Here is a 12,353-nt window from a genome sequence, read left to right on the forward strand (position 1 = left end):
AAAATACACATGAACGCACACGAAATAGATTACGAGATTTTTGGAGAAGAAATGCAATACGTTGAAATAGAGCTAGACCCTCAAGAGGCAGTTGTTGCCGAAGCTGGTAGCTTTATGATGATGGATACCGATATTAAAATGAGTACCATTTTTGGAGATGGTAGTAATCAGGATAATAGCGTTTTAGGGAAGATTTTCTCTGCAGGTAAAAGAATGTTGACAGGCGAGAGTCTCTTCATGACCGCCTTCTTAAATATAGGTCAAGGTAAAAAGCAAGTTAGTTTTGCTTCTCCGTATCCTGGTAAAATTCTTCCTATTGACTTATCTGAAATGGGTGGTCGTTTCATTTGCCAGAAAGATGCCTTTCTATGTGCAGCTCAGGGAGTTTCCGTAGGTATAGAATTTTCAAAGAAACTGGGTCGCGGTCTTTTTGGTGGTGAAGGTTTTATCATGCAAAAATTAGAAGGTGATGGTATGGCATTTGTTCATGCTGGTGGTACATTGGCAAAAAAGACTTTGGCACCCGGTGAGGTTATAAAAGTAGATACCGGTTGTATTGTAGGTTTTACCAAAGATGTTGATTATGATATTGAATTTGTAGGTGGAATTAGAAATACCGTTTTCGGTGGAGAAGGATTATTCTTCGCAACCCTACGCGGTCCGGGAACTGTGTACATTCAGTCCTTGCCATTCAGTCGTCTTGCAGGTAGAGTTCTAGCATCTATACCGAGAGGAGGAAAAGATAAAGGAGAAGGTAGTATTCTTGGTACTCTAGGAGATATTGTTGGTGGAGACAATAGGTTTTAAAAATTAAGGACAAGGTACGAGGTACGAGGTACAAGGTAAAAAGTACGGAGTATTAAGTAGTTTGTTTGTATTGTGAGAAGAGAATATAGAGTATAGAGAATAGACTTGTTTTGATTCAGGCATTTTAGGAGAATTTAGCGAAACTAAATTGTAGTTTTTGCAAAATCCAAAATCCAAAATCCAAAAGCCAAATGTAGAAAGTACAAAGTATCAAGTACGAAGTACAAAGAACATTTGATTTTTGAACTTGAACTTGACTCTTGAACTTGAATTTTTTCCAACAACCAACAACCAACAACGAATACATGAGTTTCAAAAACCAAATAGAATTCCTTAAAGACCTGCAGAAAAACAATGCTAAGGAATGGATGGATGCCAATCGTAAATGGTACAAGCAAGTACGTGATGAATATATCGATTGGCTTAATAGTATGAATAGGAGACTATCTGATATTGATGACGAATACTATGATACTCCCGGTAAAAAGGGAATAAATCGTATTAATAATAATCTGATGTTTCATCCTAACAAACCGGTGTACAAAGACCATTTCGGAGCGGGATTCGACAAGAAACCAAAGACGGCGGATTTCTATTTTGAACTGGGAATTGAACGTTGCATTTTTGCTGGAGGATTATGGAGACCGGAGTCAAAAGTATTACGAAGTATTCGTGATGCTATTGATTATGATGGCGAAGACTTTGTCAAAATATTGGATAAGAAGTCCTTTAAAACTCGCTTTGGCGGACTCTTTGAAGATGTGAAACTAACAAACGCACCTAAAGGATTTGCCAAAGACCATAAACATATTGAATTACTCAAAAACAAAACCTTTGCCGTATTCCAAGAGTTTGATACTAAAGAAACCAACAAGGCCAATTTTGAAGACGAATTAATAGACGCCTATAAAGAAATGCTTCCATTTAGGCGTTATTTGAATAAAGCGATTACAGTTTAATTATTTAGCATCTGCAGCAGGTATCCACCTAGTTTTTAAATCTGGCTGAGTCATCAAACTATCTAAAGGAAACATAGGTCTCTTAATTCTTTTATATCCTAAACGATTAAGGTCTTGATCCACTCCACCAGGAGTAAGTGCCATGGTCCAATCGCCACGCATATCGTACAATTCTGGGACTAAGTATCCAATTTTAACGACAAAAATATCAGCATTTTTAGGGTCTAACCCCAAATTTGTAAAATCGCTCATGTGGTGGTAAGGCTTTCTCTTTTTGGTTACGATAACATCAATATTACCCACTTTTACAACCACTTCAATTTCTGCATTTACATCACCTTCTTTAATGGCTGTAATTGTTCCGTCCAATATTAAAGGTCCGGCAAATCTATAATCTACGGCTGCACCAGCTTCCGCTTTAATTTTTCCGCCAATACCTATTTTCATTGCTTTTGCTACAAATTCTGGTCCCGGTATAGAGGCATAGATTAACGACTTTCCATTTTTAGATTTAAATTCAGGTCTAGCCAATAACTCTTTCAAAGTCCAAGTTACATCACCTGAGCCACCAGCAGTTGGATTATCGCCCATATCACTGATTATGTAGGGTTTCTTATCACTTGCCAGGGCAAGTTTTAAGCTTTCATCTAACGTAGTTGTAGGTGCTACAAATTCAAAATCATTACGAACATCCCAAAAGCTTTGAGCTAGTTTTTCGGCACCTTTTTCAACATTTTCTTTATCATCACCGGTAACCATAACGACTGCATGGTTACGTGGTTCGTCAGCCCAAGCATAACCGATCCAAATAGCGGCATCAATAACGCCGTCTTGATCGGCAACGGTGGGCACTTCTGCATAAAGACTTTTACCAGGTTCTATACGGGTGCTGGTTTTCTCACCGGGTAAAAGTATCGGTACAGGAATCCACGCTTTATAGGCTGGTTTACCTTTTCCACTTTCTAATCGGTCAATTAAATTAGTAACTGCTCTCTTTTTAGATTCTATTGCATCTTCATGTGGCGCCATACGGTAACAGGTAATTAAATCGGTATGCTGAGCAAGTCTTTCCGATACATTTCCATGCAAATCCATCGACGTAGAAATTAATACATCATCACCAATAACTTCACGAATACGAGTAATCAAATCACCCTCGGGATCATCTAAACCAACAACACTCATTGCCCCGTGAATATCAAAGAAGAGTCCGTCATAAGGCATATTCTCCTCAAGCATTTTCAAACTTTTAGTCACCAAAGACTCGTAAGCTTCGCGTGTTACGGTGCCACCAGGTAAAGATTTGCCAACAAGTGTAGGCACCCATTCGGCTCTTGTTCTGTTTAATGAATCTGGTTGAAGAAATGGGTATCTAGAGAAAACAGAATCGCCCACTTTAGCATGAAAAGCCTCTTCGGTAGATAATGCAGGTGAAAAGGTGCTACTTTCAATGCCTAGCCCCGCAATGGCAATCTTGGGTAAATCTTTTGAATCTTTAGTGTTTTGACCTTCTTTACAAGAAGTAACTAAGCTTAGAATTAAAATGGAGTAAATGTAGAGTTGTTTCAAGGTAGTTGGTAGTTTAGACTTTCGTATTGAAAAGATAAATAAAAAGTGTTTTAAATAGCAAGAGTTTTTGCTAGACAACTATTTTCAGGCTATTAAGGTAATCGCAAAGAACATGTAAGCAATTTATTTACGATTTACATTGCACTAGTTTATCTTTATAAACGAATACAAAATTCAATTGAATTGAAAAACGGAAGTATTAAAGACGTAGAAAAAAAACTACTTTCTGATAATTGGTATACGCTAAATAAATATACGTTCAAGTATCAACGACCTGATGGCACTTGGGAAAAACAAGAACGTGAAGCTTATGATAGAGGTAATGGAGCAGCTATTTTATTGTATAACTCTAAAAAACGGACTGTTGTGCTTACCAGACAATTTAGAATGCCCACGTATGTAAATGGTAATGAAGACGGAATGATGATTGAAGTTTGTGCAGGACTTCTAGATGGTGATAACCCCGCAGATTGTGTTCGCAAAGAAACGGAAGAAGAAACAGGTTATAAAATTAGTAACGTACAGAAAGTATTTCAAACTTATATGTCGCCAGGTTCGGTGACCGAGATAGTGTATCTTTTTGTGGGGGAGTATGATGAAAGTATGAAAGTCAGTGATGGCGGTGGGGCAGACGATGAAACCGAAAATATTGAGGTATTGGAGTTAGATTTTAATGAGGCTATGAAGATGGTTGCGAGCGGAGAAATTAAAGATGCAAAAACCATTATGTTACTACAGCATGCAAAGTTGAATTCGTTAGTTTAAAGGCTGATAAGCGACTCTTCTCATATGGATAAAGTTTTTAAGGTCGGATTCGGTGGTGGTTGTCATTGGTGTACCGAAGCAGTGTTTATGGCGCTTAACGGTGTAGAGAAATTAGAACAAGGCTTTATTGCTCCAATAGAAAATACAGCAGATTTTTCCGAGGCTGTAATTGTCCATTATAATGCTGCACTTATAGCATTGAAAGATTTAGTAGCCATTCATTTAGATACGCATAGGAGCACTGAAAATCATTCTATGCGAAATAAATACCGGTCCGCAGTTTATTTCTTTAAACAGGAGGATGAAATTGTGTTAAACGGAATCATGACTGATTTACAGCAAGATTTTGAGATTCCTTTAATTACATCAATTCTTCGGTTTTGGGAATTTAAATCATCCGAAGAACGATTTCATAACTACTATTTCAGCGATACCGAGAAGCCTTTTTGTAGAACACATATATCCCCTAAAATTAGAATATTGAAGGAGAAATATGCCAAACATGTATCACCGCAAGTTCAATAGTTAATAGGTATCTCTAAGTGTTTGAAGCATTTGTTCAAGTCTATTTCGTTCTTCTGATGTAGATTGTTTAAAGTGATTGTTCATAAAACTGAAAATCAACACTTTTCCTGAGTTTGCGATCAAGTATCCGCTAAGGCAGTAGTTATTACTTAGGCTTCCAGATTTTGCAAATACATAAGGTTTCTCATCTCCGGCAAACCTATTTTTTAAAGTACCCGATAATCCCCCGGCAGGGAAAATAGAAAATAAACGTTCTTGAGACACCAATGAATACAATTGGTCTAAAACCGAGACCATGTTTTGCGGCGTAAACAAATTGTATCGCGAGAGTCCTGACCCATCAACCCATCTAGGTTCTTGTTTTAAATCTTTCAATTCATTTTCTAAAATATAATCTCTCGTTAGTTTCCCATTTAAGGTATCAGTGAGAACTCCCGATGCTACGAGCAAAAGCTGTTCGGCAATAAAATTATCGCTTTCGTGCATCATACGAACATAAAGTGAATCGGCATTACTACCGTACAGTGTTCCTTTTTCACCCGAAGGCATTGTTGAAGCAATACCAACTTTTTTGGAAAGTAAGTTTTCTAAAATAGACCTAGTAGTTTGGTCGCTTGTGATAAACGGAGTTTCTAATGTATCCTTTTTTGTTGGCGGATAATAGAACCTATTCGAAGTTTCATTTCTATTATTCGTGTGGGTCATTTCTAAAACACTGTCCTTGAAATAAGGAGGAGATACGATGAGCTTTGGATTCTTATAAGTCATCACCACATTACCATGTATAGGTAATGCACTTTTCTCTGCAGAATAATACCATTGGTAATCGTCCCAAGCCCAACCTGGTCCGTACTTTTCATCTTGAAAATTGTTCGCTACAAAAACTAGATTACTCTGATTCTGAAGAAAATTTAAAGCCGTTGAGTCTTTTAAATAGGGATGCAAAAACGATGGATCTGCAGTACCTTCAAAATATAAAATATCATTTGTTTTAATATACTTTATAGCCGGTATTTGAGCTGGTAAGGTTTTAAGTGCTGCGAAAAGTGTGAAAATTTTGGTGTTACTAGCTGGTATAAAATACTTATCACTGTTATTGGTGTATATAGTGTCTTTCGTTTCAGCATCGATAACCAAAACCCCGGTGAACTGATTTTTATAAAACGATGATGACAACTGTTTGTCAAAAGATTTTGAAACCAAAGATTTCTTTGAGCTACAGGCAGATAGTAGCAAAAAAGTAACTGCTAAAAAGAGAAAATTCTTCATGAATTCGAAATTACAAAATTGCATACTTACGAATGCGATAAAATTTTAACAAGTAAGTAATTACTTTAACTTTTTATATACAATATTACACATGCATTTCTGTTTACCTTTATACAACAACAATCTATTAATCTAACAACAACATGTCTAAGTCTATGCTAGAGTATAGTAAAACAGTTCTTAAAAAGGTTAGTTTTGATACCTTACTATTTTGTAAAGAGTTGAAGAAAGCCTTAACGACGTTACTACCCGAAGAGGTGGAAGAGTTAAAAGTCTGGTTAGAAAGTTTTATTACCGATAAACCAGAATTACATCAAAGTTTAGTTTATTTAAAAGCATAATAGAGAGCCACGTTAAGTGGCTCTTTTTTTTACGCAACCTATAGCTTTATTTGTATCTTATATGAAAAGACACTATGGCTATTAAATTTACGGTTGCGATATTTTTGTTATTGTTAATGCAATGTCAAAATGACGACATGCCTTATGATGACACACCTATTGACGATACTAGTTTGGTAGGTGAGTGGTTGTTGACAGAATCATATGTGAGTCCTGGCGGCGCCACAGATTGGAAAGATGTAGAAGAGGGCTATCGCTATTTTTTTGATGAAGTCGGTAATTATGAAAGAACCGATTTTAATAGAAGTCTACTCGAAACAGGGTCGTATGAAATTAAAGAAGAAGAGCTATATCTATATTTTACCACCGAGGGCGAAAAAGATACTTTAGGGTATTGGGCAGATTTCAATGAAAGTAAATCAAAATTGACCTTATCACCATCGTACCCTTATATATGTATAGAAGGGTGTTCGTACCGATTTGATAGAGAATAGCGATTACTTATGCAGCGGACTTATAATCTTAACATCTTGAAAAGTGATTGCACCACGAACAATACTTGTAATAACATCTCTTAAAGCTTCTGTAATCTGTACTTTTAGTTCTTTTTTGTGGTAGATAAGACTTACTTCTCGTGCAGGTGAAGGTTCTTTAAAGTACTTCAAGTTTTTCTTTTTTACATCGTCAAGCTCTAACGTATTTAAATAGGGTAAAAGTGTCATGCCTAAGCCTTCGTTAGAAAGGTTGATGAGGGTTTCAAAACTTCCGCTTTGTAAGCTAAAATGTTCGCCACCAATTTTCGGTGTTTTACAAAGATTTAAAACCCCTTCTCTAAAACAATGTCCGTCTTGAAGCAGTAAAATATCTTCAATATCTAAATCATCAGGTGTAATTTGGGTACAATTTCCTAAACGATGTTCTTTAGGTACGTAGCCAACAAATGGTTCGTAATACAAAGGTCTTTCGGTTATAAAATCAATATCTAACGGTGTTGCAGCAATAGCGGCATCGATGTGGCCGTCTTCGATATTCTTGATTAAACTCTCTGTATTTTGCTCCTTAATGATCAGATTTACTTTCGGATATTTCTGTATAAAATTCTTTAGAAACATAGGTAATAAAGTGGGCATTATGGTAGGGATGATCCCTAATACATAATCCCCACCTATATATCCTTTTTCTTGCTCTACAATATCTTTGATACGTGCCGCCTCGTTTACAATATTTTTTGCTTGCGCTACAATTTTTTTACCGACTTCGGTAATGGTAATTGGTTTTTTGCTACGATCAAAAAGAAGTATATCTAATTCATCTTCAAGCTTTTGAACTTGCATACTTAAAGTAGGCTGTGTTACAAAACTCTTCTCGGCAGCGAGTGTAAAATTTTTGTATTCGGCAACGGCAAGTACGTATTGTAGTTGGGTAATGGTCATGTGTATTGTATAAGTTATAAAATTACTAAAAACCATTATTATAACCTATTGACAATGCTTTTTCAGTGGTTAAAAAACCATTAAAATCGAAGGGTCAATTGCATATCTTCTTTCTCGACAGTGAACTTTGCATCGCTAAATGTCGGTGGACCCATTGGCATAGAATTCCCGCTCATCGCATAATCTTCTTTTGGCATACCGTTAGGTTCAAAATCCATCGAATTATTATCATTCGCATCATGTAGAGCAGAAAAGGCATATTCTCCTGGTTGTATGTTTTCGAAGGTTAATATTAACTCGCCAGCTTCAGCTTTATCATGGCTGGTTTCAAGTCCTTCAGCTTTCATAAAAGTGGCTTCGTTGTGTAATGCACTTAATACATGCCCTTCATCATTCAATACATTTTCAATAACAACAGTCAATGTAATACCTTTTTTCTCTTGAGCATTCATAGTTATGGTCATTGCAAAGACAGTAATAGTAAATAGTAACTTTTTCATTTTATAAGGTTTTAAAGATTAATTGATACTTCAAAGATGCCTTATGAATACACTTTTTAAAAAAGTAACTAACTCAATTGTAGAATTGTATTACTGAATTGTAATAGATTAATGATAATACAGAAAAATATACCTTACTTGAGAGAGATTTAGATATTACCTTCTTTTAGAAATAAAATAATCAAGACCGAATTTACCCGATCCAAATCCCATAAAGAACAATCCTAAACAGAAAAAAGTAAATGTGGGCATAATACTCCAAGAATTATCCCACGGTCTACATACTATGGTAGTAAACATAGTTATGGTAACAAAGAAGGCTGTTATTCTCGTATTTAATCCTATAATCAGTAAAATTCCGCCTAGAGCTTCTGTAAACCCCGCAGACCATGCAAAGAATTCGGGCATATACGTAAATGGTATACCGAATTGTTTGACCAATTCAACAAACCAATCAGCCACTTCTAAAAATTTGAGTCCGGCGGATGTTGGGGTCCATGGAGTTCCGAATTTGTTGATGGCAAAAACAAAAGCAAGTAAGTAGCCCGTTATTACTCTAGGTATGAGTATTAGAATATTCGGCATCAAAGCATCTACCCTAAAAGGTATAATCAACTTTTTTAAATGAAGTAGTTGTTGGTCCATAATAGTGGTGGTTTGTGTATTAAACTTAAAATAAATAAATGAATTTGGATATGACAATTATCAGTTTTCTATATCCACAACATTAAAAATTTTATAAATTTAGTAATGCCATTTATTTTAATTTTTATCTATCATACTTAACTTTTTTATATTTTTTAAGATGGATAAATGCTCTTTTGAGTTAATAATTTAGGGAGCTAAGGTGTACCTTTGGTTTTGAAAAAGATATCATTATGACTAAGATTAAAGCATACGCGGCAGATAATAAAGATGCAAATTTGAAGCCGTTTGAAATAGAGAGAAGAGAAACATTAAAAGATGATGTAAAGATTGATATTATGTATTGCGGCGTGTGTCATAGCGATTTACACCAAGTACAAAACGATTGGAAAAATTCGGTATACCCAGTAGTTCCAGGTCATGAAATTATCGGTAAGGTTTTAGAGGTCGGTGATGGCGTAACAAAGTTTAAAGTAGGCGATTTAGTGGGTGTTGGTTGTTTGGTAGACTCCTGTAAATCATGTAGCGCATGCGAAGATAATTTAGAGCAATTCTGTGAAAACGGAGCTACATGGACTTATAATAGTAAAGACAAACATTTAGGCGGTCATACTTTTGGTGGTTATTCTGAAAGTGTAACTGTGAATAAAGAGTTTGTACTGAAGGTACCAGAAAATTTAGATGCTAAAGCGGCAGCACCACTACTTTGTGCTGGAATAACTACCTATTCGCCATTAGCATATTGGGGAGTGAAAAAGGGAGATAAAGTAGGTGTTATCGGTTTAGGTGGTCTAGGTCATATGGGTATTAAATTTGCACATGCAATGGGCGCAAATACTGTTATGATAACCACTTCTCCATCCAAAAGTGAAGATGCTAAAAAGCTGGGAGCAGATGCTGTTTTAATCTCTAAAGATGAAGCACAGATGAAAGAGCACGCAAATTCATTCGATTTTTTATTGAATACAATTCCCGTTGGGCATGATATGAACCCGTATGCGGCATTATTAAAAAGAGATGCAACTATGGTTATAGTTGGGGCGGTAGAGCCTTTAGATCCATTACATGGCGGCAGTTTAATTATGGGAAGAAAAAGTATTGCAGGTTCTCTTATTGGCGGATTAAAAGAAACACAAGAAATGTTAGATTTCTGTGGTGAGCACAATGTGGTTTCTGATATTGAAATGATCGATATTCAGAATATCAACGAGGCTTATGATAGATTGCAAAAATCTGATGTAAAATATAGATTTGTAATTGACATGAAGTCTTTGAAAAATAACTAAGATTAAACATCATTACCACAAGAGCCATATTCGTATGGCTCTTTTTTATCTTATTTTAATACTTTCAATTTCAAGAGTAAAGTCTTCTTCAACACCGTTCTTAATGATAATAGCGATTTGAGCCAGGTAATCGCCATGATAGTTGGGTAGTTTTAATTCTTCACCTCTAAAAACAGCTTCCATTTCATTAAACGGAATTTCAATAGTTTGCCACTCTTTACTTGATTTGAAATCATAACTATACGTGTGTCGTTGATGTTCGCCAGATTTACAGCGGAAAGCATATTTTTTTCCGTCGCCTTTAATTCGAATTACGAACGCAGAAAAAGCATTTACAGGTATACGTTCCACATCATGTCTTACAAGGCAGAATCCGCCATTATTATCTAAAGAAACATGTCCGCTGAAAACACCGTGACCTTGTATATTAAGCTGCATTAGTGCCATTGACAGACCTCCCATAACATCATCATTGACAATATGCCATTGTTTAATGTTTGACTTTTTATTGAATTCAAAGATTGGTTTTAATTCGCTCATAATTTCAAGTGTTTAGAAGATATGCTAAAACGATAAAATTATAAGATAACTAGGCAAGATAAACACTCTAACCAAATTTATTTTAGCTGATATGAGAAACCATTAAGTCATACGTTTTTTCATCTCAACTGCAACCGCTTTTTCAGGAGCGTCTTGTTTTTCAAGTTCAGATATAATTTTAGGGTGATCATGTTCTCTACCTTGAGAAAGTTTGTTGACGGCTTGTATGTCATTTACCAAAATTTCAAATCCTATAATACCATTCACTTGACTCATGGTTTTTTTAGACATATCATTCAATGAAATAGGATACTCAGATTTTTGCTCATATTTATCTACAAGTGCATATAAAGCGGTAAGTAACTCTTCTGAAGTTTGAATTTTTACAGTACCATAAACATGAACGGCTATGTAGTTCCAAGTAGGTACTTCTTCATGTTGATACCATGATGATGAAATATAACTATGCGGACCATTAAAAATACACAACACTTCATCGCCATCAATCAAGTTTTTACTTTGCAAATTCGCTTTGGCAATATGACCGATTAACACATCTTTACCGTCTGAATTCTTTGATAGTTCTAGGGGAATATGCGTGCCCCAAGGTTTGTCTTCAATCGTATTTATTAAGATTCCAAAACTATTATTTTTTAAAAAGTCGTGAATCTCATCAATGTCATTATTTTTATAGTGTTCAGGTATAAACATGTGGTCTGGTTTTCTATGTAAATATAACCGTTTTGTATCAATGGTTTTAGAACCAATTTTTTAATGTTTCGTGTTACGTAATTAACGATATACTAATTATCTTGTATGTGAATTTTAAAACGAGAATATGCCCTTTATAACAAATACAAAAGCAAAAGAACAAGTAGATATTTTTTACGAAGACTACGGAAGCGGACAACCGGTGATTTTAATTCATGGATGGCCTTTAAGTCGTAAGTCTTGGGAACAACAAGTATGGAAGATAGTTGAAGAAGGTTATCGCTGTATATCTTACGACCGTAGAGGATTTGGAACATCATCTTCACCATGGGATTCTTATGATTATTCTACATTAGCGAGCGATTTAAATGCAATCATAGAAGAACTAGATTTAAAAGATGCCGTTATCGTTGGTTTTTCAATGGGTGGTGGAGAAGTAGTTCGTTATTTAACAGATTACGGTTCTAGTAGAATAGCTAAGGCAGCTTTGATTAGTTCGATAATTCCACTAGTAAAACAAAAACCAGATAACCCAGCGGGAGTACCAGAGGAAGCATTAGATGGAATTGTTGATGCTTTGCAAAAAGATAGGGTTGGCTTCTTGAAAGAGTTCAGTAAAGGATTCTACAATTTTGAAGAAAACAAAGGGAAAAGAATAAGTCAGGCGCAATTAGATTACGATTTTACAATCGCTTCATTTGCATCGCCTAGAGCAACGATACAGGCGGCATTAGCTTGGATGCATACCGATTTTAGACCAGAGCTAAAGAATGTAACCGTACCAACGTTAATCGTACATGGTGATGCCGATGCCACAGTGCCAATTGAAACTTCAGCTAAACAAGCACATGAAGGTATTAAATACAGTACTTATGAAGTGATTAAAGGAGCTCCACACGGACTCAATGTTACGCACCCCGATGAGTTGAATGAAATATTGATTTCATTTTTGAAGAAATAAGTGCATAATAACATTATAAAAATCGGACCCTGTAAAAGGTCC

At 35.7% G+C, this 12,353-nt stretch carries 15 protein-coding genes; 8 read left to right on the forward strand and 7 right to left on the reverse strand.

All coding sequences use genetic code 11. The features are described 5' to 3' along the window. Positions 1-9 precede the first annotated feature (9 nt). Complete coding sequence (locus tag CLV90_RS16820; protein ID WP_133688677.1) at positions 10-807, forward strand: TIGR00266 family protein; 798 nt, start codon at positions 10-12, stop codon at positions 805-807. 305 nt (positions 808-1,112) lie between these two features. Beyond that, entirely contained in the window at positions 1,113-1,766 is a 654-nt protein-coding gene (locus tag CLV90_RS16825) for a DUF2461 domain-containing protein (protein WP_133688678.1), read from the forward strand. Here the strand turns inward: CLV90_RS16825 and CLV90_RS16830 are convergent, their stop codons facing one another. Continuing rightward, the gene (locus CLV90_RS16830; RefSeq protein ID WP_133688679.1) at positions 1,767-3,335 is read right to left on the reverse strand and encodes a M81 family metallopeptidase; all 1,569 of its coding nucleotides are present in this window, start codon (positions 3,333-3,335) and stop codon (positions 1,767-1,769) included. 183 nt (positions 3,336-3,518) lie between these two features. Here CLV90_RS16830 and nudK point away from each other — a divergent pair, with 183 nt between their 5' ends. Together nudK and CLV90_RS16840 are read left to right on the forward strand one after the other, a co-directional pair. Further along, positions 3,519-4,100: a GDP-mannose pyrophosphatase NudK gene (gene nudK, locus CLV90_RS16835; protein ID WP_133688680.1), complete on the forward strand. Its 582-nt coding sequence runs from the start codon at positions 3,519-3,521 to the stop codon at positions 4,098-4,100. Between the two features lie 24 nt (positions 4,101-4,124). Next, entirely contained in the window at positions 4,125-4,625 is a 501-nt protein-coding gene (locus CLV90_RS16840) for a peptide-methionine (S)-S-oxide reductase (protein ID WP_133688681.1), read from the forward strand. On the opposite strand, the gene CLV90_RS16845 is transcribed toward CLV90_RS16840, so the two are convergent. Further along, positions 4,626-5,894: a D-alanyl-D-alanine carboxypeptidase/D-alanyl-D-alanine-endopeptidase gene (locus CLV90_RS16845; RefSeq protein ID WP_133688682.1), complete on the reverse strand. Its 1,269-nt coding sequence runs from the start codon at positions 5,892-5,894 to the stop codon at positions 4,626-4,628. A 143-nt stretch (positions 5,895-6,037) separates the two neighbouring features. Here CLV90_RS16845 and CLV90_RS16850 point away from each other — a divergent pair, with 143 nt between their 5' ends. Next, positions 6,038-6,235, forward strand: coding sequence for a hypothetical protein (locus tag CLV90_RS16850; RefSeq protein WP_036155302.1), 198 nt, complete (start codon positions 6,038-6,040; stop codon positions 6,233-6,235). Positions 6,236-6,309: 74 nt separating this feature from the next. Continuing rightward, the gene (locus tag CLV90_RS16855; RefSeq protein ID WP_133688683.1) at positions 6,310-6,729 is read left to right on the forward strand and encodes a lipocalin family protein; all 420 of its coding nucleotides are present in this window, start codon (positions 6,310-6,312) and stop codon (positions 6,727-6,729) included. A gap of 3 nt (positions 6,730-6,732) precedes the next feature. Here the strand turns inward: CLV90_RS16855 and CLV90_RS16860 are convergent, their stop codons facing one another. The 3 genes from CLV90_RS16860 to CLV90_RS16870 form a co-directional block, all read right to left on the reverse strand. Beyond that, positions 6,733-7,668 (reverse strand): LysR substrate-binding domain-containing protein, encoded by a 936-nt coding sequence (locus CLV90_RS16860; RefSeq protein WP_133688684.1) that lies wholly within the window; start codon positions 7,666-7,668, stop codon positions 6,733-6,735. An 80-nt stretch (positions 7,669-7,748) separates the two neighbouring features. After that, positions 7,749-8,168: a DUF2141 domain-containing protein gene (locus tag CLV90_RS16865; RefSeq protein ID WP_133688685.1), complete on the reverse strand. Its 420-nt coding sequence runs from the start codon at positions 8,166-8,168 to the stop codon at positions 7,749-7,751. A gap of 156 nt (positions 8,169-8,324) precedes the next feature. Continuing rightward, the gene (locus CLV90_RS16870) at positions 8,325-8,813 is read right to left on the reverse strand and encodes a DoxX family protein (RefSeq protein ID WP_133688686.1); all 489 of its coding nucleotides are present in this window, start codon (positions 8,811-8,813) and stop codon (positions 8,325-8,327) included. 233 nt (positions 8,814-9,046) lie between these two features. Between CLV90_RS16870 and CLV90_RS16875 the strand changes: the two genes are divergently transcribed. Further along, entirely contained in the window at positions 9,047-10,099 is a 1,053-nt protein-coding gene (locus CLV90_RS16875) for an NAD(P)-dependent alcohol dehydrogenase (protein ID WP_133688687.1), read from the forward strand. Positions 10,100-10,144: 45 nt separating this feature from the next. On the opposite strand, the gene CLV90_RS16880 is transcribed toward CLV90_RS16875, so the two are convergent. After that, positions 10,145-10,639 (reverse strand): CIA30 family protein, encoded by a 495-nt coding sequence (locus CLV90_RS16880; RefSeq protein WP_133688688.1) that lies wholly within the window; start codon positions 10,637-10,639, stop codon positions 10,145-10,147. Between the two features lie 102 nt (positions 10,640-10,741). Beyond that, on the reverse strand, positions 10,742-11,350 hold the full coding sequence (locus tag CLV90_RS16885) for an FMN-binding negative transcriptional regulator (RefSeq protein ID WP_133688689.1): 609 nt from the start codon (positions 11,348-11,350) through the stop codon (positions 10,742-10,744). 127 nt (positions 11,351-11,477) lie between these two features. Between CLV90_RS16885 and CLV90_RS16890 the strand changes: the two genes are divergently transcribed. Then, a complete protein-coding gene (locus tag CLV90_RS16890; RefSeq protein WP_133688690.1) occupies positions 11,478-12,311 on the forward strand; it encodes an alpha/beta fold hydrolase in 834 nt (277 codons plus the stop codon). Positions 12,312-12,353: the final 42 nt, after the last annotated feature.

Origin of the sequence: Maribacter spongiicola (assembly GCF_004364165.1) — a bacterium.
In the GTDB taxonomy this organism is placed as follows: Bacteria; Bacteroidota; Bacteroidia; order Flavobacteriales; family Flavobacteriaceae; genus Maribacter; species Maribacter spongiicola.

Coding starts and splice junctions, on each gene's coding strand:
- CLV90_RS16880 (WP_133688688.1), bottom strand. CDS start 10,639: ATGAGCGAATTAAAACCAATCTTTGAATTCAATAAAAAGTCAAACATT.
- CLV90_RS16845 (WP_133688682.1), bottom strand. CDS start 5,894: ATGAAGAATTTTCTCTTTTTAGCAGTTACTTTTTTGCTACTATCTGCC.
- CLV90_RS16855 (WP_133688683.1), top strand. CDS start 6,310: ATGGCTATTAAATTTACGGTTGCGATATTTTTGTTATTGTTAATGCAA.
- CLV90_RS16825 (WP_133688678.1), top strand. CDS start 1,113: ATGAGTTTCAAAAACCAAATAGAATTCCTTAAAGACCTGCAGAAAAAC.
- CLV90_RS16850 (WP_036155302.1), top strand. CDS start 6,038: ATGTCTAAGTCTATGCTAGAGTATAGTAAAACAGTTCTTAAAAAGGTT.
- CLV90_RS16860 (WP_133688684.1), bottom strand. CDS start 7,668: ATGACCATTACCCAACTACAATACGTACTTGCCGTTGCCGAATACAAA.
- CLV90_RS16885 (WP_133688689.1), bottom strand. CDS start 11,350: ATGTTTATACCTGAACACTATAAAAATAATGACATTGATGAGATTCAC.
- CLV90_RS16820 (WP_133688677.1), top strand. CDS start 10: ATGAACGCACACGAAATAGATTACGAGATTTTTGGAGAAGAAATGCAA.
- CLV90_RS16865 (WP_133688685.1), bottom strand. CDS start 8,168: ATGAAAAAGTTACTATTTACTATTACTGTCTTTGCAATGACCATAACT.
- CLV90_RS16840 (WP_133688681.1), top strand. CDS start 4,125: ATGGATAAAGTTTTTAAGGTCGGATTCGGTGGTGGTTGTCATTGGTGT.
- CLV90_RS16870 (WP_133688686.1), bottom strand. CDS start 8,813: ATGGACCAACAACTACTTCATTTAAAAAAGTTGATTATACCTTTTAGG.
- CLV90_RS16875 (WP_133688687.1), top strand. CDS start 9,047: ATGACTAAGATTAAAGCATACGCGGCAGATAATAAAGATGCAAATTTG.
- CLV90_RS16890 (WP_133688690.1), top strand. CDS start 11,478: ATGCCCTTTATAACAAATACAAAAGCAAAAGAACAAGTAGATATTTTT.